Raw genomic sequence first — 23529 nt, forward strand, 5'->3', positions numbered from 1 at the left:
CCCTTCCGGACCCAGCCGTTTCGCCTCAGACCTGCATGATCTCTTGTTCCTTGGTCTTCAAGGTCTCGTCGATGCGCTTGATGGCCGCGTCAGTGTCCTTCTGGACCTCGGTCTCCATCTTCTTTTGCTCGTCCTGGCTGATCTCGCCGGCCTTCTCGGCCTTCTTCAGGTCGTCGTTGGCGTCGCGGCGGACGTTGCGAACCGATATCTTCTGCTGCTCGGCATATTTGCCGGCCAGCTTGACCAGGTCCTTGCGGCGTTCCTCGGTCAGAGGCGGCACCGGAATGCGTAGGGTCTGGCCGTCCACGATCGGGTTCAGGCCCAGATTGGCGTTGCGGATCGCCTTTTCAACGGCTACCACCATGCCCTTGTCCCAGACATTGACGCTCAGCATCCGGGGCTCGGGCACGCTGATCGCAGCGACGGCGGTCAGGGGCGAGGCCGAGCCGTAGGCTTCGACCCGCACGGGCTCCAGCAGGCCGGCGTTGGCGCGGCCGGTGCGCAGACCGCTGAACTCTTCCTTCAGGGCGGCGACGGAGCGATCCATGCGGTCGCGATAGGTCTTGAGGTCAGGCTTTGCCATGGTCTTGGTCTCTCTTGTCTTTCTTGGTCAGGCGAACGTTCAGGCGACGTCCTGAATGACCGTGAACGTGCCTTCGCCGGTCAGGGTCCGGCGCAGCGAATTGTCTTCCCGAATGGAGAAGACCACGATCGGTATGCCCGTGTCGCGCATCATGGCGATGGCCGAGGCGTCCATGACGCGCAGATCCTTGGCCAGCACGTCCTGATAGGACAGCGTCTCATACCGCGTCGCGTCAGGATCCTTCTTCGGGTCGGCGGTATAGACCCCGTCAACACTGGTGCCCTTCAATAGCGCGTCACAGCCCATCTCCGCCGCACGCAACGCTGCGCCCGAGTCCGTGGTGAAGAACGGTGCGCCGACGCCGGCGGCGAAAATCACGACCCGCCCCTTTTCGAGGTGCCTAAGGGCGCGACGGCGGATGTAGGGTTCGGCGATGGCCGCCATCGGGATGGCGCTCTGCACGCGGGTCGAGACGCCGATCTTCTCCAGCGCCGACTGCATGGCAAGGGCGTTCATGATCGTCGCCAGCATGCCCATATAATCGGCCTGGGCGCGCTCCATGCCGGCCGCCGCCTTGGACAGACCCCGGAAGATGTTGCCGCCACCGATGACCAGGCAGATTTCGACGCCCTCGGCCGCGACGTCCGCGACGGCCTTGGCCACCGCATCCACCGTCTTCATATCAACGCCGAAAGACTGGTCGCCCATCAGCACCTCGCCCGACACCTTCAGCAGGACGCGTTTGTAGCGGAAGGTCGAGGGGGCGTCGGGCATGCGGGAAGGTCCGTTTGACTGCGGCGCCATTGAATCAGGCGGCTTCTTATAGACGAAAGGCGCGCCGGCCATCAAAGCCGAACGCGCCCTTCTGATACAAAACCCTCACGAATGAGGGGAATGTTTTTAGTTGCCGCCCATCATGGAGGCGACTTCCGACGCGAAGTCGGGGCCTTCGACCTTCTCGACGCCTTCACCCAGCGCCAGGCGGACGAAGCCCGCCAGGTGCAGGTTGGAGGAGCCCAGTTCCTTGGCCGAGTTGGCGACCAGTTGTTCGATGGTCACGTCCGGATCCATGACGAACGGCTGCTTGGACAGCACCACGTCCTTCTGGAACTTGTTGATCTGGCCTTCCACGATCTTGGCGATCATGGCTTCCGGGCGACCTTCTTCCTTGGCCTTTTCGGTCAGAACGGTGCGTTCCTTCTCGATGGCGGCGGGGTCCAGGTCGTCGGTGTTCAGCGACAGCGGCGCGGTGGCCGCGACGTGCATGGCGATCTTGCGGCCCAGTTCGCGAAGCGCGGTCTTGTCGCCCTCGCCTTCCAGAGCCACCAGCACGCCGATACGACCGACGCCCGGCGAAACCGCGTTGTGGACGTAGGTCGAGACGACGCCTTCCGACACCGACAGGCGGGCGGCGCGGCGCAGTTGCATGTTTTCGCCGATGGTGGCGATCATGTTGGTCACTTCGTCCTGGACCGTCTTGCCGGCTTCCAGTTCGGCGCCGTGCAGGGCCTCGACCGAGTGGTGCTCCAGACCCAGTTGGGCGAACGACTTGGCGGCGTTCTGGAACAGCTCGTTGCGGGCGACGAAGTCGGTTTCGGCGTTGAACTCGATGGCGGCGGCGACTTCGCCCTTGCCGTCTCCCTTCGACGCGACGGCGACCAGACCCTCAGCGGCGACGCGGTCGGCCTTCTTGGCGGCCTTGGACAGGCCCTTGGCGCGCAGCCAGTCGATTGCTGCTTCGATGTTGCCGTCGTTTTCGACCAGCGCCTTCTTGCAGTCCATCATGCCGACGCCCGAACGCTCGCGAAGCTCCTTCACGAGGGCGGCAGTGATCTCGGCCATGTTCTTCTCCTTGGGGGATTTCGTATGTGGGAACGGCCGGACTGATTTAGCCCGGCCGTGTGTCAGTTCGTCAGGCGGCGCTCAAGAACGCGAACGCCGCCCGGCGGGCGATCAGCCCTCGGCCTTCTCGGTTTCGGCAGCCGGCTCAGCAGCGGCTTCCAGTTCGGCGGCGGCGCCTTCCGTGCCGGCCGGCGCGGCTTCGGCTTCAGCCTTGGGGGCCGAGGCTTCACGCAGCATCGGCTCGACCGGGGCTTCCGAAGCGCCCAGGTCGATGCCCGAGGCCGAAGCGCCGGCGGCCAGGCCGTCCAGGACGGCGTCGGCGATCAGGTCGCAGTAGGTCTGGATGGCGCGGGCGGCGTCGTCGTTGCCGGGGACCGGATAGGTGATGCCGTCCGGATCCGAGTTGGTGTCCAGGATGGCGATGATCGGGATGTTCAGCTTGCGGGCTTCCTGGATCGCGATCGCTTCCTTGTTGGTGTCGATCACGAACATGATGTCCGGGATCGAACCCATGTCCTTGATGCCGCCCAGCGACAGCTCAAGTTTGTCCTTCTCGCGCTGCAAGTTCAGCAGCTCTTTCTTGACGCGGCCTTCGCCGCCGTTTTCCAGAATGCCTTCCAGCTCACGCAGACGAGCGATCGAGCCCGACACGGTGCGCCAGTTGGTCAGCGTGCCGCCGAGCCAACGGTTGTTCATGTAGTACTGGGCGCAGCGCTTGGCGGCTTCGGCGACCGGCTCTGCGGCCTGGCGCTTGGTGCCGACGAACAGAACGCGACCGCCCTTGGCGGCGACTTCACGCACGGCCACCAGAGCTTGGTGGAACAGCGGCATCGTCTGCGACAGGTCGATGATGTGGATGTTCGAGCGCGAGCCGAAGATGTAGCGGTCCATCTTCGGGTTCCAGCGGTGCGTCTGGTGGCCGAAGTGGGCGCCGGCTTCAAGCAGGGTGCGCATCGAGAATTCAGGCAGAGCCATGATCGTTCAGTCCTTTTTCCGATCAAACGTGGCGCGGGGGATTAAAGGTCTGAAAGACCCTCGGAATGGTGCGGATCGGGATGTCTCCCCGAAGCGCGCCTCTCCCGCGTTGCGAAATGCGGGGGCCATGTAGGCCGGATGGGCCGCAATAGCAAGCGCAGCCCTGCAAATGCGGAAAAGGCGGCCCCTTTCGGGACCGCCTTTGGTCAGCAATGCAACGGCTGCTTTTACTTCATCGCGTCCAGCAGGGTCCGGGCACGGTCGCGGTGCGCGGTGACCGGCGTCACCAGTTCGCGCGCGAGCGTGGCCAGAGCCGGCGCTTCGGTGTTGTCGGCAAAGCCGTTCAGCAGCGTCAGCGTCTCGTTGTGAGCCGTGACCTGTTGATCCAGATAGACCTTGTCGAAGTCGTCCGGCGTCGCGGCGTTCAGATTGTCGATCAGGCCCTTGCGGCGTTCGTCCAGCGTCGTGGGGATGGCGACGTTCGGCGCAGCGGTCGCCTGAGCGGCGGCCAGCTTCTCGCCGGCGGCGGTGTGATCCTTGGTGATCATCGCGGCCAAGGCCTTCACATCCGCATTCTTGGACTTGGCGGCGGCGATCTTGGCGGCTTCCAGCTCGTACATGTTGCCGGTGCCCAGACCGGTGACGAAACCATCGACGGTGTTGGCGCCCATGGTCATGGCCGAGGTCTGGCCGACGACGCCCGACGTGGCGTCCTGGGTGGCGTTGACCGCTTCGCCGGTGTTCTGGGCGGCGCTGTCGCCACCCTGGTTGCAGGCGGCGAGAAGGGCCAGCGAGGCGACGCTGGCGATGGCGAGATATTTCATTGGAACAGTCTCCCTATGGACTGACCAAACCCATCACGCGTCCGTGAGGTTCCAAAAAATCAAAAGCTTCACCATTGATCCGGGGCTCACGGTCGACCGTCAGGGAAGCTTGTATTCCAGCTCGTAGCGATGCACGCCGCCCTCGATCTTCAGATGAAAGACGCCCGCAATCCCCGCCAAATCGCCTTCGCCGGAACCGGGAACAATGGTGATCAGCAAATCCTGGCTGCCCGCCTCCATGACCCCTCGATGGACCAAGGCGAACGCGCCGCGTCGTCCGTCGAGCACCCCTGACACGCGTTCCATCGCGACATAGGCGCCCGAGCCATTGTTCAGAAGGCCCAGCATCTCGCCGGCGCCCTCGCCTTCCAGATCTCCGCGAAAGGTCTTGGACAGGCGCATCCGGCCCGGCGCTCCGGCGGGTGAGTCGGCCTCGGCCGCGACGGGCGTCATCTGAAGCTCGAAGGTTCCGACAGCGTGGGACATGGTCTGGCTTTCCATTGGAGCAAGGGGCTGTGCGACTGCAGCGGCCGAGGGACCAGCCCCAGCAAGAGCCAAGCCGAACATCAACGCGGCGACGCACATCAGGCGTCCTCCAGCATGACGACGCCCGGCGCCGACTTCAGCGCGCCGCGCAAGGCGCCGTCCAAGCGGTAGCGGCCGGGAATCTTGACCTCGACCTCGCGCCCCTGCTCGAGGCCCGCAATCATCAGCGACACCTCGCCCCCCTTGCCGATCGCGCCCGATCGCGCGCGTTCCAGCCGCGCCTTCAGCGCCTCGGCGTCAGCGCTGCGAGCCGAGACATGAATACGAAGGCCGATGTTGGCGTCGTCCAGCAGATTGTCCATTTGCGAGGCGTCGTCGCCGAAGAAGCGCACCTCCCCTTCCGACGACTTGGCGCGCACCCGCACCATCACCGATGCGCCGGGCTCCAGCACCTCGCGGCATTTGCGCAGTTGTTCGGGCGGGAACAGGCATTCGAACTCGCCGGTCGGATCCGAGAAGGTCACGAAGGCGAACTTCTCGCCCGTCCGCGCGCTGGCCCGCTCCTGTTTGCGGCGCACGACGCCGGCCATCTGGAATGCCTCGTGGCCGGACTCAGCCAGCGGAATCGCTTCGGCGACGAAGGTGACGCGCTTGCGCTTCAGGGCTGAGGTCATCTCGTCCAGCGGGTGGCCCGACAGATAGAAGCCGACCGCCGACAGTTCGTGATCCAGCCGCTCCGGACCGACCCAGGGCTCGACGCTCTTCAGACGCGGGCGCGCGGCATGGGCCTGGTCGCCGCCGAACAATGACACCTGCGACGAGGCGCGCTCGGCCGCCACGCTCTGGCAATAGGCCATCAACACGTCGGCCTGTTCCAGCAACTGACGTCGGTTGGGGTGGATGCTGTCGAAGGCGCCGGCCTTGGCCAGACCTTCCAGCGCGCGCTTGTTGACGCTGCGCGGATCGACGCGCTCGAGGAAGTCGAAGATGTCGGCGAAGCGGCCGCCCGTCTCGCGCACCTCGATGACGTGTTTCATCGCCTCGAGACCCACGTTTCGGATCGCGCCCAAAGCGTAGAGCACCGCCCCCTTGTCGTCGTCCCAGGCCACGTCGAAGTCGGCCGACGAGCGATTGATGTCGGGCGCCAGGACCGGCACGTCGAACCGTTTGGCGTCCTGATAGAAGACCGCCAGCTTGTCGGTGTTCGACAAGTCCAGGCTCATGGACGCCGCGAAGAACTCGACCGGCTGATTGGCCTTCAGCCACCCCGTCTGGAACGAGATCAGGGCGTAGGCGGCGGCGTGGGACTTGTTGAAGCCGTATCCAGCGAACTTGGCCACCAGATCGAAGATGGAGCCGGACTGCGCCTCCGGCACGGCCTTTTCGGCGGCGCCCTTGACGAAGCGAAGGCGCTGGAAATCCATCTCCTCCTTCTTCTTCTTGCCCATGGCCCGGCGCAACAGGTCGGCCTCGCCCAGGCTGTAGCCCGCCAGGATCTGGGCGATCTTCATCACCTGTTCCTGGTAGATGATGACGCCGTAGGTCTCGGTCAGCACCTCTTTCAGGCTGGGGTGCAAATAATCGACCTCGGCGCGCCCGAACTTGCGGTCGATATAGGTGTCGATCATCTCCATCGGCCCCGGCCGATAAAGCGAAATCAAGGCGGTGATCTCTTCGATGGAGCCGCAGCGCATCTTGCGCAGGGTGTCGCGCATGCCCTGGGATTCCAGCTGGAACACCCCGACCGTCTGACCAGAGGCCATCAGTTCATAGGTGCGCGCATCATCCAGCGGCAGGCTGTTCCAGTCCCTGGCTGCGCCGCGCCGTTCGAGATAGCCGCGCGCCCGATCCAGCACCGTCAGCGTCTTCAGGCCCAGGAAGTCGAACTTCACCAAGCCAGCCGGCTCGACCCATTTCATGTTGAACTGGGACGCCGGAATGGTGGAGCGCGGATCCTGATACAGCGGCACCAGTTCCGTCAGAGGCCGGTCGCCGATCACGATGCCCGCGGCGTGGGTCGAGGCGTTGCGGTATAGCCCCTCCAGCTCCAGCGCGGTTTCCAGCAAGGTCTTCACCGCCGGCTCGGCGTCGCGCGCCTCCTTCAGGCGCGGCTCGATGTCGATGGCCTGGGCCAGTGTGACGGGCGCGGCCGGGTTGTTCGGCACCATCTTGCAGAGCCGGTCGACCTGACCCAGCGGCATCTGCAGCACCCGACCCACGTCGCGCAACACGGCCCGCGCCTGCAAGGTGCCGAAGGTGATGATCTGGGCCACCCGGTCCTTGCCGTAGCGGTCCTGAACATAGTCGATCACCTCTTCGCGCCGCTCCTGGCAGAAGTCGATATCGAAATCGGGCATGGAGACGCGTTCGGGGTTCAGGAACCGCTCGAACAGCAGGCCAAACCGCAACGGGTCCAGATCGGTGATGGTCAGGGACCAGGCGACCAGCGAGCCGGCGCCGGAGCCGCGCCCCGGCCCCACGGGAATGCCGTGGGTCTTGGCCCATTTGATGAAGTCCGACACGATGAGGAAGTAGCCGGGGAAGCCCATCTGCTGGATGATCCCGACCTCCCATTCCAGGCGGGTCCAGTATTCCTCTTCGGGCACGGCCGGCGTGACCTCGGTCAGGCGGACTTTCAGCCCCTCGCGCGCCTGGTGGGCCAGTTCATCGGCCTCGGAGCGCCCGGCCCCGGTGTCGAAACGCGGCAGGATGGGCGCGTGGGTATTGACCAAGAAGGCGCAGCGCCGCGCGATGTCGATGGTGTTGTCGCAAGCCTCGGGCAGGTCGGCGAACAGCTCGCGCATGACGGCGGCGGGCTTGAACCAGTGTTCGCCGGTGATGCGGCGGCGATCCTCCTGGCCGGTGAAGGCGCCATCGGCGATGCACAGCAGGGCGTCGTGGGATTTAGCCTGCGCCGCCTTCGCGTAATAGACGTCGTTGGTGGCGACCAGCGGCACATCGTTGGCATAGGCCCATTCGACCAGTCCCGGCTCGGCGCGCTTTTCGTCCTCCAGCCCGTGGCGTTGAAGCTCGACGTAGAAGCGGTCGCCGAACGCCGCCTTCATCGCCGCCAGAGCAGCGGCGCCTTCGGCCTTCTTGCCTTGGGCGAACAGCGGATCGACCGGGCCGTCCGGGCCTCCGGACAGCAGGATCAGGCCTTCGGAGCGGGCGACCACCTGCTCCCAGGCCACGCCCGGCTCGGCCATTTCTCCGGCGTCCAGATAGGCGGACGACGACAGGGCGCACAGGTTCAGCCACCCGGCTGTATCCTGGGCCAGCAGAACCACGGTCGGCACCTTGGCCCAGCGGGCGTTGATCTGGCCGCCGATCCCGAAGACCGGCAGGGCGCAGGCCACGAGCGGCTGAACGCCTGCATCCTTCGCCGTCTGGCTGAACTCCAGCGCGCCGAACAGGTTGGCCCGGTCCGCCACCCCGACCGCCGGCATTCCGGCGTCGGCCGCCAGCTTGCCGACCTTGGCCGCCTTGATCGCGCCTTCCAGCAACGAATAGGCCGAGCGGACCCGCAGATGGACAAAACCCTGACTGTTCACCGGCTCGTTCACGCCTTCTTCGACCCTGGCCCGCTAACGAGCCCTACACTATCCTGAGTCTCATATCGGGCGTCGCGCGGCCATCGCAAACCGGTCGCCCCACGGATCGGCTGTGGATCGCTGGCTTCAGACGGTTCTCGAAAAAACACCGTCTAAAGTGTCTAATTCGTCTGATCTCAGGCGGTGACGCTGATCGCCACGGTCCAGACCATCCATACGAAACCGCCGCACGACGCCAGCGACAGCATATCCCTCATCAAACGCGGCATGACCTTGGCTCCGAGACATCCAATATGTTCTGCTAATGTTCTATGTTGGCGTTTTGTTCCGGTCAAGTCGTTCTCGGTGAAACCGTTTGCGCGTCGCCGTCGTAGTCAATGCAACAGGAGATGAGACCATGTCCCTTCGCACGACCGCCCTCGCCGCCGTTGCATCCTTGACCGTCGCTGCGCTGGCGATCGGCGCGCCCTTGGCCCGTCGGGCCGAGGCGCAGACGGCGTTTCAGACCGCGATCTTCGCCGGCGGCTGCTTCTGGTCGGAGGAGAAGGCCTTCGACGACGTGCTGGGGGTGCGCTCGGCCGTATCGGGCTTCGTCGGCGGCCATACCGCAAACCCGACCTATGAACAGGTGGTGCGCGGCGGCACTGGCCATATGGAGGCGGTGCAGGTCACCTTCGATCCGCGCGTGGTCAGCTATCGCACCCTGGTCGATCGCTATTGGCGCACCATCGACCCGACGGATCCTAACGGTCAGTTCTGCGACCAGGGGCCGTCCTATCGATCCGCCGTCTTTGCGACAGCGGGCCAACGCGCGGACGCCGTCGCCTCGCGCGATGCGGCGATGCGGGTGTTGAGAAAGAGCTTCACCACGCCGGTCGTCGGCGCCCAGCGGTTCTGGCCCGCGGGCGAGGAACACCAGAACTACGCCAAACGCCACGCCGCCAGCTATCAGGCCTACCGAATCGGATGCCGCCGCCCCGAACGCCTGCGAGCGATCTGGGGCGACGCCGCCGTCAGCTGATCGATAGGCATGGCTCAGTAGGCGTGGCTCTGGGCCTTGCGCTGTTCCAGATGACCGTCCTTCAGGGCGAAGACACGGTCCATATGGCCGGCCAACTCCATATTGTGGGTGGCGATCAGGGCGGCGACGCCCGTGGTCTTGGCCAAGTTGCGCAGGGATTCGAACACGGATTGGCTGGTGGTCGGATCCAGATTGCCTGTCGGCTCGTCGGCCAGCAGCAGGCGTGGGCCGTTGGCCAGCGCGCGACCGATGGCGACGCGCTGCTGTTCGCCGCCCGACAGCTGAGCCGGCTGGTGCGTCAGGCGTTCGCCTAGCCCCAGGGCCGTCAGCGTGACCTCGGCGCGTTTGCGCGCCTCGTCCTGGGCCACCCCGGCGATCCGCATCGGCAGGGCGACATTGTCGCGCGCATCGAACTCGGGCAGCAGGTGGTGGAACTGATAGACGAAGCCGATCCGGCCCAGGCGCAGGCGTGTGCGGGCGCGCTCGTCCAGATCGCCGACCTGTTCGCCGTCGATGGCGACCGTGCCGCTGGTGGGCTTTTCCAACAGGCCCGCGGCGTGCAGCAGCGACGACTTGCCCGAGCCCGACGGTCCGATCAGCCCGACCAGTTCGCCCGGATAGACGTCCAGATCCACGCCCTTCAGCACGGTCAGGCCGCCTTGGGCGGTGTCATAGGTACGGGTCAGGCCGCGCACCGAAAGGATGGGAGCCTTACTCATAGCGCAGCGCCTCCACGGGATCGATGCGAGACGCGTTCCAGGACGGCGGCAGGCTGGCGATACAGCTCATCAACAGGGACCAGAAGGCCACCCAGGTCACGTCCACCGGATCGACCAGGGCCGGAATGGCGTCCAGCATATAGACGTCGGAATCGAACAGCTTGGTCTGCAGGACGAACTCCAGGAAATGCTGGATCGAACCGATGTTCCAGCAGAACAGCAGCCCCAGAATCAGGCCCGCAATGGTGCCCGCAACCCCGATCATGGCGCCGGCCATGAAGAAGACGCGCAGGATCGCCGAGGGACTGGCGCCGATGGTGCGCAGGATGGCGATGTCACGGCCCTTGTTCTTCACCAGCATGACGATGCCGGAGATGATGTTCATGGCGGCGATGGCGACGACGAGGCCCAGAATGATGCTCATGGCCACGCGTTCGACCTTCAGCGCGCCGTAGAAGGCGGCGAGCCGCTCGCGCCAGTCGCTGACGACCGAGCCGGGACCGGCGGCGTCGCGTATGGCGGCGGTCAGGGCGCCGACCTGATCGGGATCGTCCACCTTGATCTCGATCGCGTCCCAGACGCCTTCCTTGCCGAAGAAGAGCTGCTGCTGCTCCAGCGGCATGAAGATGAAGGCGCGGTCGTAGTCGGCGGCGCCCGAACGGAATAGGCCGCCGACGAAATAGGTCTTCTCAAGTCCGCCGAGGTTGCCGAAGGCGCTGTCGGCCCCGGTCGGCGAATACAGGGTCACAGGATCGCCGACGCGCAGGCCCATGGAGTTGGCCAGGGCCGCGCCGACCAGAATGCGGTCGCCGCCATAAGGCCCCTTGCCGAAGCTGGCGCGCTCCTGCGGGCTTAAGCTGTCGAAGACATACTGGGTCTTGGCCAGATCCTCAGGACGGATGCCCTTGGCGATGGCGCCGGTCGTATAGCTGCCGACGCGGATCAGGCTTTGGGCCTCGTTCAGCGGACTGGCGCTGGCGACGCCGGGCACGGCCTGGATGCGCTTAAGGGCGGCTTCGCGATCCGGCGAGGTCAGGACCTGGCCCTGCACATACATATGGCCGTTGAACGCCAGCATGCGGCCCAGCAGTTCGCTGCGGAAGCCGGACATGACGCTCATCACGCTGATCAGCACAGCGACGGCCAGCATGATGCCGATGAAACTGATTACAGCGATGGTGGCGACGCCGCCTTCCTTGCGCTTGGCGCGCAGGTAGCGCAGGGCCAGGCCGATCTCCCACGAGGAGAAGGCGCCGGACGGACGAGACGGCAGGCTCAAGCGGTCAGCCTTTCGATAGCTTCGGCGAGCGGCACGGAGACCTTCTCGCCAGTGGCGCGACGTTTCAGTTCGACAACGCCGTCCGCCAGTCCCTTGGGACCGATGGTCAACTGCCACGGCACGCCGATCAGGTCAGCGGTGGCGAACTTGCCGCCGGGACGTTCGTCGGTGTCGTCGTAGAGGACGTCCTTGCCGAGCTTTTCAAGCTGGGCCACCGCGTCCTCGCAGGCGGCCGAGACAGCCTCATCGTTGGCTCGCAGATTGATCACGACCACGTCGAACGGCGCGACCGCATCGGGCCAGATAATGCCGCCGACGTCGTGGCTCGCTTCGATGATGGCGCCCAGCAGGCGCGACACGCCGACGCCATAGCTGCCCATGTGAACCTCGGCGTCCTGACCGTCGGGCCCGGCGACCTTGGCCTTCATCGGGGCGGAGTATTTGGTCCCGAAGTAGAAGATGTGGCCGACCTCGATGCCGCGCGCCGACAGGCGGTCGCCCTCGGCGGTCTTGGCCTCGAACTGCGACGGATCGTGCATCTCTTCGGTGGCGGCGTAGAGGGCGGTGCGTTCGTCGAAGACGGCCTGGACGGCTTCGGGGCTGAAGTCGTCGCCAGGCGCAGGCATCTCGACCAGCTTGCGGTCGCAGAAGACCTCGCTCTCGCCGGTTTCGGCCAGGACGATGAACTCGTGGCTCAGATCGCCGCCGATGGGGCCGGTGTCGGCGCGCATCGGCACGGCCTTCAGGCCCATGCGGGCAAAGGTGTTCAGATAGGCGACGAACATGCGGTTGTAGGCGACGCGGGCTGCAGCCTCGTCCACGTCGAACGAATAGGCGTCCTTCATCAGGAACTCGCGCCCTCGCATCACGCCAAAGCGCGGACGGCGCTCGTCGCGGAACTTCCACTGGATGTGAAACAGGTTCAGCGGCAGCGACTTGTAGGACTTCACATAGGCCCGGAAGATGTCGGTGATCATCTCCTCGTTGGTCGGTCCGTACAGCAGCTCGCGCTCATGCCGGTCGGTGATCCGCAGCATCTCGGGGCCGTAGGCGTCATAGCGGCCGCTCTCGCGCCACAGATCAGCCAATTGCAGCGTCGGCATCAGCAGTTCGACGGCCCCTGCCCGCGTCTGCTCCTCGCGCACGATCTGCTCGATCTTGCGCAGTACCTTCAGACCCAGCGGCAGCCAGGCGTAGATGCCGGCGGCCTCCTGCTTGATCATGCCCGCGCGCAGCATCAGCTGGTGCGAAACGATCTGGGCGTCCGAAGGAGCTTCCTTCAGCGTGGGCAGGAAAAAGCGCGACAGGCGCATGGTCGGGAATCCTAGGCGTAGAGACGGAACAAGGCTTTAGCCGCTCGGACGGGGCGAAAGCTAGGCCGATGCGTCTTTTAGACAGCCGGGCCGCTGGCGAAGTTCGGCAGGGGCAGCCAGCCCGTGAAGATCAGCACCATCACGAACACCCAGACCAAGGCCGAGACCCAGGTGGTCGTCAGGAACTTCTTCTTCAGATTGGGCGTCTTGGGCGCGCCCCATTGAGAGCCGTCGGTCGGCGGCTCGTGCGTCTCGCTGGCCGTGCCCAGCGGCAGCACGGCGAACAGCACCGTCCACCAGGCGATGATGTAGATGCCGACCATGGTGAAGACGCCGATGGGCATGACGGACCTCTAGGGATGGGGCCGGCCGACGCCGTAGCGGGCCGCCAGATAGGGAGCGATGGCGTGATCCTGAAGAAACCGCCGGCCGGTCGTTTCGCTGACCTCGGCCTCGGGCCAATCCAGCTCGCCGTCCAGGATCAGGATGGGGCAGCTCTGATGGGCCTGGCCGACCTGGTCGATGACAGGCTGGCGCGGGCGCGGATGGTCCAGATAGACGACGTCGAGCGCATCGCGAAGCTGAGGATAGAAGGCCAGGACACCCTCGATATAGGCCCCGGGCGGGCAGAACCACGGACCGCCCTGGTCATCGTGCCAGTCGGGGTTCAGCAGGAAGAGTCGCTCGGTCATCGGCGTGGATATATCCGAGTTGAGGCCGTCGGCGCGACCGCTATTCGCACGATGCGCCAAACCCCGGCGCCCTCAGCGCCAGAAGGATCGAAGAGCGCGCCTGCTGCGTGATCGCCCCGGCGCCTTGCAGCACGCAGCCGACCGCCGTGTTCGAGTTGGGCGCCAGAAGGCCGTAGGTCAGACCCTCCTGCGCCAGACGCGCCTGGGCGCCCTTCAACGTTTCGACGGCCGTCGCGACGCGCGCCGGCTCATTGGTGATGCGCGTCATCTCGTGCAGCGCCTCGCCCGAACTGGGGAAGTCATAGGCGTTCGGATCGAACGGCGCGATCTCGGCCGACAGGCGTTCGGGATGAATGTCGATGCCGAACTTGGCGTTCTGACTGGCGGAGAAGGCGATGGCCGGTCCGTTCTCAGGCACCACCAGAATATAGGCATGGCGCGGAAACAGCAGATATTGCGCCATGAACTTGGTCACCGGCACCAGCGGCATCCCGTCCGGTCCCAAGGCATGGGCACCGACATAGACGCCCGACGGCACGCTGCGCGCATCGATCCGACCGTTCAGCTTCAGGATACGATCGACCATGACGTGGTCGAGCAGAAAGACGCCGTCATCCGCCTCGCGCTCCAGATAGGCATGGATGGCGGCGGTGTCGGGCGCTGGTCCCAGATCGCGACCATAGACGGTCGGAAAGGCGGTCGGCGACATCGGTTGGCCGTCGGGCGGGCTGAACCACAGCACGCGCAGTTCGTGAACCGTCCGCGCCAGGGGGTCTTCGCCCCGGAACGTCGACAGGCTGAGCACCAGATTGACGACGGCGAACAGGGCCACGAAGCCGACCAGCCCCTGCCCTGCAATCACCGCCCACCGCCGCCAACCGCGCAGCGGATGACGGGCGTGCCGAATCCGCTCCAGCAGGCGGCGCGCACGGGCAGGCTTTTTCGACATGCGTTTCCCCGACCGTTCAAGCGCACGACAAATGCGCCCGAACGGTCAAGGTTGCATCAGACGCGCAGGACGACCGTCTCGACGATGGGACGACGATCCCAGATCTGTTGGCTGGCCTTTTTCAGCACGCGGGCGACGGCCTGTTCGATGACCATTTCATCGTCCAGAGCATCGCCCTTCAGGCCCTTGACCACCTGTTCGACGCGTTCGGCCAGCTTGTCCAGCGCATCGCCGAGCGGCGTGGCGGTATCGCCGGGCAGGCCGACGCTGCGGATGTCGATGTCGCTGGCGATGCGACCGCGCTTGTCCAAAGCAAAGCTGACGATCAGCACGCCGTTGGTCGAGGCGTGACGACGCTCCTTCAGGGCCTCGCCTTGCTCGGTCACCAGCATGCCGCCGTCGACATAGAGGCGGCCGTTCGGCACCTCGTCGATGATCTTGGCTGGGCCAGGGGCCAGGCGGACCATGTCGCCGTTGCGCGGCGTCACCGTTTCGGGAACGCCCATGTCCTTGGCCAGGTTGGCGTGTTCCAGCAGGAAGCGGCGCACGCCGTGGGTCGGCACCGCAATCTGCGGCCGGGCCCATTCGTACATCTGCTTCAGCTCGTCACGGCAGGGGTGGCCCGAGACGTGGATGCCGGGGTGATCCTTCTCGGTGTAGAGACGCACACCGCGATCCGCGAGGCGGTCTTGCAGATTGCCGATCGCCAGTTCGTTGCCGGGGATCTGGCGCGACGAGAAGATGCAGTGGTCGCCCAGACCCAATTTCACGACCGGATGGGTGCCGTCAGCGACGCGCGACAGGGCCGCCCTCGCCTCACCCTGGCTGCCGGTGCACAGATACAGGATCTGATCGGCGGGCCAGACGCGGGCCTCCTCGTCCGACAGGAAGGGCTTCACGTCCTTCAGCATGCCGACGTGCTTGGCCGCCGCCGTGATTCGGTGCATCGACCGGCCGGCCAGGGCCACGCGACGCCCGCAGGCCTCCGCGGCGCGGATCACGCTGTCCATCCGGGCGACGTTGGAGGCGAAGCAGCCGACGGCGACGCGCCCCTTCAGGCTGGCGATCAGCTTGGAGATGGCGACGGCGACATCGCCCTCGGACCCGGCGACGCCCGGCACGAAGACATTGGTCGAATCGCAGACCATGGCCAGCACGCCTTCGTCGCCCAGGGCGCGGATGACGGGGGCGTCGGTCTTGGTCCCGATCACCGGCTGGTCGTCGATCTTCCAGTCGCCGGTGTGGAACACCATTCCCAGCGGCGTATCGATGGCCAGGCCGCTGGGCTCGGCGATCGAGTGGGTCATGTTGACGAAGGTCACGCCGAAGGTGCCGATATCGACGGTCCCGCCCAGCGGCACCTCGATCAGTTCGACCTCGTCCAGAATGCCGCGCTCGCGCAGCTTGTCGCGGATCAGATAGGCGGTGAAGGGCGTGGCGTAGATCGGCGCCTTGATGCGCGGCCACAGCCAGCCCAGGGCGCCGATGTGATCTTCGTGCGCGTGGGTCAGCACGATGCCCTTGATATTCTCACCCTCCAGGAAGGTGGGATCGGGCACGATCACATCCACGCCGGGCGTAGACAGGTCACCGAAGGTGACGCCGACATCGACGATCAGCCATTCACGGTTCGCCTCTGGGCCGAAGCCATAGGCGTTCAGGTTCATACCGACCTCGTCCGAGCCGCCCAGCGGCAGGAAAACGAGTTCGTCTTGGGTTTGCTTTTTCATTCAATCAGTCAAATGGGCGTTACGACGCCAGATTTCGAGGAGGCCGCGAATAGTCAGGTCGGGATCGAAGTGATCGATGCTGTCGGTCGCGCCTTCGAACAGGCTGGCGACCCCGCCGGTGCCGACGACGGTCATGGGCTTGCCCCACTCCGCCTTGATGCGCCCGACCAGGCCTTCGATCAACGAGATATAGCCCCAGAAAACGCCGGACTGCATGGCCTCGACCGTGCCCTTGCCGATGACGTTCTCGGGTTTCTGAATGGCGATGCGCGGCAGTTTGGCCGCCGCCTCGTGCAGCGCCTGAAGCGACAGATTGATGCCGGGCGCGATCAGACCGCCCTCGAAGGCGCCGTCGCCCGAGACGATGTCGAAGGTCGTCGCCGTGCCGCTGTCGATCAGCAGAAGGTCGCCGGGATACATCAGCGAGGCGCCCACAGCATTCACCAGACGGTCGGCGCCCGCCTCGCTGGGCTTGGCGATCCGCACCTCGATGCCCAGCTCGGCGTTCTCGCCGATGACCAGCGGTTCGATGTTCAGATAGCGCCGCGCCAGGTTGCGCAGGTTGAAGATCGATTGGGGCACGACGCTGGAGATGATGCAGCCGCTCAGCGCCCCGAAGGCCAACCCCTTCATCACCATCAGCTGGTTCAGCCAGACGGCGTATTCGTCGGCCGTGCGGCTGGCCTCGGTCGCGGCGCGCCATTGGGCGATCCAGTCCGTGCCGTCGTGGACCGCGAACAGCGTATTGGTGTTGCCCTGCTCGATGGCGAGAAGCATCAGGCGGCTTTCCCGAAGAAGACATCGCCGGCGGAAATCAAACGCACGGAGCCGTCGGCAAGGCGCAGGCGCAGGGCGCCGTCCGGCTCCACGCCCTCCGCCAGGCCTTCAAGCGTCTCATTGTCCAGACGCGCGACACACGGTCCATTCAGCCCTGTCAGGCGGCTGGTCCAGGCGTCGAGCACGGGCTCGAAGCCCATCGTCTGCCAGCGCCCCCACCAGACCGCGAAGGTCTCGGCCAGGATTTCGGCGGCGGCCTCGATCGGCGGGACGTAGGCCAGGTCGGCGCGCAGACGTTCGGCAACCGAGGTCGCCCCCCGCTCGGTGCCCTCGGGCGCATGGGCCAGATTCACGCCGATCCCGACCGCAAGCCACAGGTCGCCGTTCGCATACCGGCCGGATTCGACCAGAATGCCCGACACCTTGACCCCGTCCAGCAGGACGTCGTTGGGCCATTTGATCGAAACGAGCGCGGGCGAGACGAAGACGTCCAGCAGGTCCGCGACCGCCAGGGCGGCGATGAAGGTGGCCTGGGCCGCCTCCGCCGCCGACTTGGGCGTGGTGATCAGAAGGGTGGCGGCCAGATTGCCTTGATCGGTGTCCCACTTGCGACCCCGCCGACCGCGACCGGCGGTCTGGCGGCGCGCCACGATCCAGCGCGGGCCCGCCTCTCCGGCCTCGGCGAGGCGGCGCGCCTCGGCGTTGGTCGAGTCGATCTCGTCGAGGATGACCAGTGGGACGGGCGCCAACGCCCTACCCGTTCCCGAAGCCGGCGCTCGCAGCCTTGGTCAGCGGCTCCAGCCAGGTCAGACCGACGATCACCAACGGGAAGGCGAAGGCGGCGCAGGCCCAGCCGATCCACTTGGCCTCGACCGGCGCGGCGTCGGTGGCGATGTCATCGACCGGCGCATCGAACCACATCAGCTTGAGGATGCGCAGATAGTAGAAGGCGGCGACGACCGAGGCGACCAGACCGGCGGCCGCGACGGGCCACAGACCTGCATCGGCGGCGGCGCCGAACACATAGTATTTGCCCCAGAAGCCCGAGAACGGCGGCATGCCCAGGACCGACAGCGACAGGATGGTCAGGGCCACGGCCGTCAGCGGCCGATCCTTCTTCAAGCCAGCCAGATCAGCGATGCGGCGGATCGGACGGCCCGACTTGGACAGGCTGAGCAGGATGGCGAAGAAGCCCAGTTGATCGATGACATACAGCGTCATGAACATCAGCATGGCCTGCAGGCCCTCGGCCGTGCCTGCCGCGATGCCCAGCAGGGCGTAACCGATGTTGGCGATCGAGGAATAGGCCAGCAGGCGCTGGATGTCCTTCTGCGCCAGACCGCCGAAGGCGCCGACGACGAAGCTGATCAGCGAGATGGCGATCAGGACCTGCGACCACTGGGCGTGGGCGTCGCCGAAACCGTTTTCCAGCGCGCGAGCGATCAGCACCATGGCCGCCACCTTGGGCGCCGTGGCGAACAGGGCCACGACCGGCGTCGGCGCGCCCTCATAGACGTCGGGCGTCCACATGTGGAACGGCGCGGCCGAAACCTTGAACGCCAGGCCGCAGATCAGGAAGACCAGGCCGAAGACCAGACCCGGGCCGGGATTGTCGGCGGCGACGGCGGCGATGTCCTCGAACCGCATCGAGCCGGCGAAGCCGTAGATCAGGCTGGCGCCATACAGCAGCAGGCCCGACGACAGCGCGCCCAGAACGAAATACTTCAGGCCCGCTTCCGACGCCTTGACGTCGTTGCGGTGGAAGGCGGCCAGAACATACAGGGCCAGCGAGTGCAGCTCGATCCCGACGTACATGGAGATCAGGTCGCCCGAGGACGCCATCATCCCCATGCCGGCCGAGGCCAGCACGATCAGGACCGGATATTCGAACTTGGCGATGCGCGTGCGCTTCATCCAACCGTCGCCCAGCACGACCGCAACGGCCGCCGACAGATAGATCAGGCTCTTGGCGTAGATGGCCAGAGGATCGGCGACATAGGCACCGTTGAAGGCGACGCCCCAAGGTCCGACGATCGAGATGACCGATGCGGCGATCAGCAGCAGGACCGACAGGATCGAAACCAGACGGGCGCTCTTGTCGCCGATGAAGGCGCCGACCATCAGCAGGACCAGGGCGCCGACCGCGAGGGTGACTTCCGAGGCGGCGAGATGCAGGGCGGAGGATAGATCAGGCATCTGTAAGTCTCACCCGCCGATCGCGGCGCGATACGCGCTGGTCAGGGCCTCGACAGCAGGCCCGGTGTAATCGAGGACGGAGGCCGGATGGACCCCCAGCCAGATGGTGCCGACGATGAGGGGCACGAACAGCAGCAGTTCGCGCTTGTCGATGTCGGTGATGGTCTCAAGCTTCGGATTAGTGATCTCGCCGAACATGACCGCGCGGTACAGGGTCAAGGCGTAGACCGCCGAGAAGATGACGCCCGAGGCCGCGACCAGCGCCGCCCAGGTCGAGGCGTTGTAGGCCCCCGTCATGGTCAGAACTTCGCCGATGAAGCCCGAGGTGCCCGGCAGGCCGACGTTGGCCATGGTGAACATCAGGAAGATGGCGGCGTACCACGGCATCTTGGACGTCAGGCCGCCATAGAAGGCGATCTCGCGGGTGTGCATCCGGTCATAGACGACGCCGACGCACAGGAACAACGCGCCCGAGATCAGGCCGTGGCTGATCATCTGGAAGATGGCGCCCTGCATACCGATGTCGTTGCCGGCGAAGATGCCCAGGGTCACAAAGCCCATGTGGGCCACGGACGAATAGGCGATCAGCTTCTTGATGTCCGTCTGACGCCAGGCGACCAGCGACGTATAGACGATGGCGATCACCGACAGGGTGAAGACCAGCGGCCGGAACATCTCCGACGCCATCGGGAACATCGGCACGTTGAACAGGATGAAGCCGTAGCCGCCCAGCTTCAGCAGAATGCCGGCCAGGATGACCGAACCGGCCGTCGGCGCCTGAACGTGGGCGTCGGGAAGCCAGGTGTGAACCGGCCACATCGGCATCTTGACCGCGAACGAGGCGAAGAAGGCCAGCCAAAGGATCGGCTGGACGGTGGGATCGAAGGCGAAACGCTTCAGCTCAGGAATGCTGGTGGTGCCCGCCTCATGCGCCATCCACAGCATGGCCAGCAGCATCAGAACGGACCCCAGCAGGGTGTAGAGGAAGAACTTGTAGGCCGCATAGATGCGGTTCTGACCGCCCCAGATGCCGATGATCAGGAACATCGGGACCAGGGTGCCTTCGAAGAAGATGTAGAAGAGGAACAGGTCCAGCGAGGTGAATACCCCGATGACCAGCGTCTCCAGCACCAGGAAGGCGATCATATATTCGACGACGCGCGTCTCGACCGACTTCCAGCTGGCCAGGATGCAGATCGGCATCAGGAAGGCTGTCAGCAGCACGAACAGGATCGAAATCCCGTCGACGCCCAGATGATAGCTGGCGCCCGCGAACCACGGGACCATCTCGACGAACTGATAGCCGGTGTTAGCGGGATCGAAGCCGGCGACCAGCACGACCGACACCGCCAGGGTGACCAGGGTGGTGATCAGCGCGATCCAGCGCGCGGCCGGCCCGGCCGCATCGGCCGACTTTGACGTCAGCCGGGCGGCGAAGATCGCCAAGGCCCCGACCAGGGGCAGGAATGTAACGAGGCTCAGGATGTAGGGCACGAGATCAGGCTCCCCACGCGAGGATGGCGAAGGTGAGCAGACCGGCCACCCCGAGCAGCATCACGAAGGCGTAGTGATAGACATAGCCGGACTGGATCTTGCCCAGTCGAGCGGCGGATTTCAGCGACACCCAGGCGGCGCCGTTCGGGCCCAGACCGTCGATGATCTTCACGTCGCAGATCTTCCAGAAGAAGTTCCCGATGGCGCGGAAGCCGCGCACGAAGACGAAGTCGTATAGCTCATCGAAATACCACTTGTTGTAGAGGAAGCGGTAGATGACGCCGTTCCGCTCGGCCATGCGACGACCCATGCCCTCGCGAGCGACGTAGATCCAATAGGCGAAGGCGGTGCCGATCAGCGTCAGGATCAGCGGCGACCATTTCACCCAGGTCGGAACGTCGTGGCTTTCGTGCAGGACGTGGTTGTTCGAGCCGGTGAAGATCGCGCCGCGCCAGAACTCGCCCTCGTGGTGGCCGATGAAATGCGGCGCGAAGACGAAGCCGGCCGCGACGGCGCCGACCGACAGCAGGATCAGCGGGATCAGCATGACGAGCGGGCTCTCATGCGGCTTCAGCGGACCATGATGACCGTGGTCGTCATGCGCATGGTCGTCGTGATGATCGCCGACCGGCTCGGAATGGGTCTCGAGCTGGGCGTGGGAAGCGTGGTCGTCAGCATGATGGGCGTCGCCCTCTTCCTTCCACACCGGCTTGTTGTGGAAGGTCATGAAGACCAGGCGCCACGAATAGTAGGCCGTCAGACCGGCGGCGATGATGCCGACGAAGAAGGCGAACAGGCCGATGGCCGAGTGACCCGAGGCCGCCGAGGCATAGGCGCTCTCGATGATCGAATCCTTGGAGTAGAAGCCGGCGAAGCCGCCGACGCCGGGGATGCCCAGGCCGGTGATGGCGATGGTGCCGATGGTCATCACTGCATATGTGACCGGCAGCAGCTTCCACAGCCCGCCCATCTTCCGCATGTCCTGCTCGTGGTGCATGCCGTGGATCACCGAGCCGGCGCCCAGGAACAGCAGGGCCTTGAAGAAGGCGTGCGTGAACAGGTGGAACATGGCCGCCTGATAGGCGCCGACGCCCGCCGCGAAGAACATGTAGCCCAGCTGCGAACAGGTCGAATAGGCGATGACCCGCTTGATGTCGTTCTGGGTCAGGCCGACCGTGGCGGCGAAGAGGGCCGTGATGGCGCCGATGATGGCGATGATCTGCGACGCGCCCGGCGCATATTCATAGATGGGGCTCAGCAGGCAGACCATATAGACGCCGGCGGTGACCATGGTCGCGGCGTGGATGAGCGCCGACACCGGGGTCGGGCCTTCCATCGCGTCCGGCAACCAGGTGTGCAGGAAGAACTGGGCCGACTTGCCCATGGCGCCGATGAACAGCAGGAAGCCGGCCAGATCCAGCGCGGACCACTGGACGCCCAGGAACTCCCACGTCGTGCCGGCCTTGGTGGCGATCAGCGGGAACAGTTCGGCGAAGTTGATGGTGCCGTACATCCAGAAGATCGTCATGATCCCCAGCACGAAACCGAAGTCGCCGACGCGGTTGACGACGAAGGCCTTGATGGCGGCGGCGCTGGCCGTCGGCTTCTTGAACCAGAAGCCGATCAGCAGATAGGACGCCAGGCCCACGCCTTCCCAGCCGAAGAAGATCTGCATGAAGTCGGCCGCCGTCACCAGCGCCAGCATCATGAAGGTGAACAGCGACAGATAGGCGAAGAAGCGCGGCCGGCTGTCGTCCTCGGCCATGTAGCCCCAGGAGTACAGGTGAACCAGCGACGACACGCTGGTGACTACGATCAGCATGGTCGCCGACAGGGCGTCGATGCGGATCGACCACGCCGACTGGAAGTCGCCCACGTTGATGAAGGGCGCCAGGCGAATGGTGAAGGGCTCCATATGGCCCCAGGTCCATTGGCCGAACACCGTCCAGGCGACGGCGCACGAGAAGAACAGCAGGCCGGTCGTGACGGCCTGCGACGGGATGTTGCCAATCCGGCGTCCGAAGAAGCCGGCGATGGCCGCGCCCAGCAGCGGCGCGAAGATCCCGAGAATGACGAGGGTATGGAAGGTCACGCTCAGCCCTTCATCACGGAGGCGTCGTCCACGGCGATGTCGCCGCGGTTACGGAAGAAGGTCACCAGGATCGCCAGGCCGACGGCGGCCTCGGCCGCGGCGACGGTCAGGACGAACATCGCCATGATCTGCCCGCTGATCTCGTTCAGATAGGCCGAGAAGGCGACGAAGTTGATGTTCACAGCGAGCAAGATCAGCTCGATCGACATCAGGATGATGATGACGTTCTTGCGGTTCACGAAGATGCCGAACACCCCGATGGTGAACAAGATCGCAGCGACCGTCAGATAGTGGGTCAGACCGATCATCAGAGAAGCTCCTCGGCGCTGACGCCTTCGCCCGTGGCGGCGGACTTGATCTCGACCGACTTGCGACGGTCACGGTTCACCTGGTCGCCGGGGTTCTGGCGTTTGATGTGCGGCTTGTGGCGCAGCGTCAGGGTGATTGCGCCGATCATCGCGATCAGCAGCACGATCCCGGCCGCCTGGAAGAAGTAGACATAGTCCGTGTAGAGCACGCGGCCGATGGCCTCGACGTTCGTCACGCTGGCGTCCGGCGCGCCCGGCGCCGGCAGGCCCGCAGCGGCCCCGCCCTGAACCACGGCGACCGAGACGATGATCATCTCCACCAGCAGCACGGCGGCGATGATGGCGCCCAGCGGCAGATAGCGCGCGTACCCTTCGCGCAGCTTCAGGAAGTCCACGTCCAGCATCATGACGACGAACAGGAACAGCACCGCGACCGCGCCCACATAGACGACGACCAGCAGCATCGCCAGGAACTCGGCGCCCAGCAGGACGAACAGACCCGCCGACGAGAAGAAGGCCAGGATCAACCACAGCACGCTGTGCACCGGGTTGCGCGCGGTAACGACCAGAAGGCCGGAAACCGTGGCGACCGCCGCCAGCAGATAGAAGGCTATGCCTTGCAGCATGTCGGGACGAAGCCCCTTTCGTATCGGCCGCGACCCCGTTCAGGAATCGCCGACCCGTTTAGCGAGATGCGC

At 65.3% G+C, this 23529-nt stretch carries 22 protein-coding genes; 1 reads left to right on the forward strand and 21 read right to left on the reverse strand.

The window, feature by feature from the left end; translation table 11 throughout:
• Positions 1–25 precede the first annotated feature (25 nt).
• The 7 genes from frr to dnaE all read right to left on the reverse strand — a co-directional run bounded on the left by frr (position 26) and on the right by dnaE (position 8273).
• Complete coding sequence (frr, locus tag QRN13_RS08425; protein ID WP_017503964.1) at positions 26–583, reverse strand: ribosome recycling factor; 558 nt, start codon at positions 581–583, stop codon at positions 26–28.
• Positions 584–622: 39 nt separating this feature from the next.
• Positions 623–1357: a UMP kinase gene (gene pyrH, locus QRN13_RS08430; RefSeq protein WP_045811327.1), complete on the reverse strand. Its 735-nt coding sequence runs from the start codon at positions 1355–1357 to the stop codon at positions 623–625.
• Positions 1358–1483: 126 nt separating this feature from the next.
• Positions 1484–2425, reverse strand: coding sequence for a translation elongation factor Ts (gene tsf / locus QRN13_RS08435; protein WP_284877568.1), 942 nt, complete (start codon positions 2423–2425; stop codon positions 1484–1486).
• A 111-nt stretch (positions 2426–2536) separates the two neighbouring features.
• Positions 2537–3400, reverse strand: coding sequence for a 30S ribosomal protein S2 (gene rpsB / locus QRN13_RS08440; RefSeq protein WP_017503967.1), 864 nt, complete (start codon positions 3398–3400; stop codon positions 2537–2539).
• A 227-nt stretch (positions 3401–3627) separates the two neighbouring features.
• Complete coding sequence (locus tag QRN13_RS08445; protein WP_284877569.1) at positions 3628–4224, reverse strand: DUF4142 domain-containing protein; 597 nt, start codon at positions 4222–4224, stop codon at positions 3628–3630.
• Between the two features lie 99 nt (positions 4225–4323).
• The gene (locus QRN13_RS08450) at positions 4324–4710 is read right to left on the reverse strand and encodes a DUF3224 domain-containing protein (protein WP_284877570.1); all 387 of its coding nucleotides are present in this window, start codon (positions 4708–4710) and stop codon (positions 4324–4326) included.
• 98 nt (positions 4711–4808) lie between these two features.
• The gene (gene dnaE, locus QRN13_RS08455) at positions 4809–8273 is read right to left on the reverse strand and encodes a DNA polymerase III subunit alpha (protein ID WP_284877571.1); all 3465 of its coding nucleotides are present in this window, start codon (positions 8271–8273) and stop codon (positions 4809–4811) included.
• 385 nt (positions 8274–8658) lie between these two features.
• Here dnaE and msrA point away from each other — a divergent pair, with 385 nt between their 5' ends.
• The gene (gene msrA, locus QRN13_RS08460) at positions 8659–9282 is read left to right on the forward strand and encodes a peptide-methionine (S)-S-oxide reductase MsrA (RefSeq protein ID WP_284877572.1); all 624 of its coding nucleotides are present in this window, start codon (positions 8659–8661) and stop codon (positions 9280–9282) included.
• A gap of 14 nt (positions 9283–9296) precedes the next feature.
• On the opposite strand, the gene QRN13_RS08465 is transcribed toward msrA, so the two are convergent.
• The 14 genes from QRN13_RS08465 to QRN13_RS08530 all read right to left on the reverse strand — a co-directional run bounded on the left by QRN13_RS08465 (position 9297) and on the right by QRN13_RS08530 (position 23457).
• On the reverse strand, positions 9297–10001 hold the full coding sequence (locus QRN13_RS08465; protein WP_284877573.1) for an ABC transporter ATP-binding protein: 705 nt from the start codon (positions 9999–10001) through the stop codon (positions 9297–9299).
• On the reverse strand, positions 9994–11280 hold the full coding sequence (locus QRN13_RS08470) for a lipoprotein-releasing ABC transporter permease subunit (RefSeq protein ID WP_284877574.1): 1287 nt from the start codon (positions 11278–11280) through the stop codon (positions 9994–9996). The genes QRN13_RS08465 and QRN13_RS08470 overlap by 8 nt, the downstream gene beginning before the upstream one ends.
• Complete coding sequence (gene proS, locus QRN13_RS08475) at positions 11277–12593, reverse strand: proline--tRNA ligase (RefSeq protein WP_284877575.1); 1317 nt, start codon at positions 12591–12593, stop codon at positions 11277–11279. Before proS ends, QRN13_RS08470 begins: the two co-directional genes overlap by 4 nt.
• A 77-nt stretch (positions 12594–12670) precedes the next feature.
• Entirely contained in the window at positions 12671–12937 is a 267-nt protein-coding gene (locus QRN13_RS08480) for a DUF1467 family protein (RefSeq protein WP_055753501.1), read from the reverse strand.
• A 9-nt stretch (positions 12938–12946) separates the two neighbouring features.
• Positions 12947–13285, reverse strand: a complete 339-nt coding sequence (locus QRN13_RS08485) for a DUF3088 family protein (protein WP_284877576.1) — start codon at positions 13283–13285, stop codon at positions 12947–12949.
• A 40-nt stretch (positions 13286–13325) separates the two neighbouring features.
• Positions 13326–14234, reverse strand: a complete 909-nt coding sequence (locus QRN13_RS08490; protein WP_284877577.1) for a hypothetical protein — start codon at positions 14232–14234, stop codon at positions 13326–13328.
• Between the two features lie 56 nt (positions 14235–14290).
• Complete coding sequence (locus tag QRN13_RS08495) at positions 14291–15964, reverse strand: ribonuclease J (RefSeq protein WP_055753498.1); 1674 nt, start codon at positions 15962–15964, stop codon at positions 14291–14293.
• Positions 15965–16744, reverse strand: a complete 780-nt coding sequence (locus QRN13_RS08500; protein WP_284877750.1) for a type III pantothenate kinase — start codon at positions 16742–16744, stop codon at positions 15965–15967.
• Positions 16741–17490, reverse strand: coding sequence for a biotin--[acetyl-CoA-carboxylase] ligase (locus QRN13_RS08505; protein ID WP_284877578.1), 750 nt, complete (start codon positions 17488–17490; stop codon positions 16741–16743). The genes QRN13_RS08500 and QRN13_RS08505 overlap by 4 nt, the downstream gene beginning before the upstream one ends.
• Before the next feature lie 4 nt (positions 17491–17494).
• Positions 17495–18937, reverse strand: a complete 1443-nt coding sequence (gene nuoN / locus QRN13_RS08510) for an NADH-quinone oxidoreductase subunit NuoN (protein WP_161639056.1) — start codon at positions 18935–18937, stop codon at positions 17495–17497.
• 9 nt (positions 18938–18946) lie between these two features.
• On the reverse strand, positions 18947–20431 hold the full coding sequence (locus QRN13_RS08515) for an NADH-quinone oxidoreductase subunit M (RefSeq protein WP_284877579.1): 1485 nt from the start codon (positions 20429–20431) through the stop codon (positions 18947–18949).
• 4 nt (positions 20432–20435) lie between these two features.
• Positions 20436–22523, reverse strand: coding sequence for an NADH-quinone oxidoreductase subunit L (nuoL, locus tag QRN13_RS08520; RefSeq protein WP_284877580.1), 2088 nt, complete (start codon positions 22521–22523; stop codon positions 20436–20438).
• 2 nt (positions 22524–22525) lie between these two features.
• Positions 22526–22831 (reverse strand): NADH-quinone oxidoreductase subunit NuoK, encoded by a 306-nt coding sequence (nuoK, locus tag QRN13_RS08525; protein WP_039247409.1) that lies wholly within the window; start codon positions 22829–22831, stop codon positions 22526–22528.
• Positions 22831–23457, reverse strand: coding sequence for an NADH-quinone oxidoreductase subunit J (locus QRN13_RS08530; RefSeq protein ID WP_017503986.1), 627 nt, complete (start codon positions 23455–23457; stop codon positions 22831–22833). The genes nuoK and QRN13_RS08530 overlap by 1 nt, the downstream gene beginning before the upstream one ends.
• Positions 23458–23529: the final 72 nt, after the last annotated feature.

Origin of the sequence: Brevundimonas sp. MEB006b, from assembly GCF_030209705.1 — a bacterium.
Lineage (GTDB): Bacteria > Pseudomonadota > Alphaproteobacteria > Caulobacterales > Caulobacteraceae > Brevundimonas.

Excerpts from the sequence above, each read along its gene's own strand:
- frr (WP_017503964.1), bottom strand. The coding sequence starts at position 583 with ATGGCAAAGCCTGACCTCAAGACCTATCGCGACCGCATGGATCGCTCC.
- pyrH (WP_045811327.1), bottom strand. The coding sequence starts at position 1,357 with ATGCCCGACGCCCCCTCGACCTTCCGCTACAAACGCGTCCTGCTGAAG.
- tsf (WP_284877568.1), bottom strand. The coding sequence starts at position 2,425 with ATGGCCGAGATCACTGCCGCCCTCGTGAAGGAGCTTCGCGAGCGTTCG.
- rpsB (WP_017503967.1), bottom strand. The coding sequence starts at position 3,400 with ATGGCTCTGCCTGAATTCTCGATGCGCACCCTGCTTGAAGCCGGCGCC.
- QRN13_RS08445 (WP_284877569.1), bottom strand. The coding sequence starts at position 4,224 with ATGAAATATCTCGCCATCGCCAGCGTCGCCTCGCTGGCCCTTCTCGCC.
- QRN13_RS08450 (WP_284877570.1), bottom strand. The coding sequence starts at position 4,710 with ATGTCCCACGCTGTCGGAACCTTCGAGCTTCAGATGACGCCCGTCGCG.
- msrA (WP_284877572.1), top strand. The coding sequence starts at position 8,659 with ATGTCCCTTCGCACGACCGCCCTCGCCGCCGTTGCATCCTTGACCGTC.
- QRN13_RS08465 (WP_284877573.1), bottom strand. The coding sequence starts at position 10,001 with ATGAGTAAGGCTCCCATCCTTTCGGTGCGCGGCCTGACCCGTACCTAT.
- proS (WP_284877575.1), bottom strand. The coding sequence starts at position 12,593 with ATGCGCCTGTCGCGCTTTTTCCTGCCCACGCTGAAGGAAGCTCCTTCG.
- QRN13_RS08480 (WP_055753501.1), bottom strand. The coding sequence starts at position 12,937 with ATGCCCATCGGCGTCTTCACCATGGTCGGCATCTACATCATCGCCTGG.
- QRN13_RS08485 (WP_284877576.1), bottom strand. The coding sequence starts at position 13,285 with ATGACCGAGCGACTCTTCCTGCTGAACCCCGACTGGCACGATGACCAG.
- QRN13_RS08490 (WP_284877577.1), bottom strand. The coding sequence starts at position 14,234 with ATGTCGAAAAAGCCTGCCCGTGCGCGCCGCCTGCTGGAGCGGATTCGG.
- QRN13_RS08495 (WP_055753498.1), bottom strand. The coding sequence starts at position 15,964 with ATGAAAAAGCAAACCCAAGACGAACTCGTTTTCCTGCCGCTGGGCGGC.
- nuoN (WP_161639056.1), bottom strand. The coding sequence starts at position 18,937 with ATGCCTGATCTATCCTCCGCCCTGCATCTCGCCGCCTCGGAAGTCACC.
- nuoK (WP_039247409.1), bottom strand. The coding sequence starts at position 22,831 with ATGATCGGTCTGACCCACTATCTGACGGTCGCTGCGATCTTGTTCACC.
- QRN13_RS08530 (WP_017503986.1), bottom strand. The coding sequence starts at position 23,457 with ATGCTGCAAGGCATAGCCTTCTATCTGCTGGCGGCGGTCGCCACGGTT.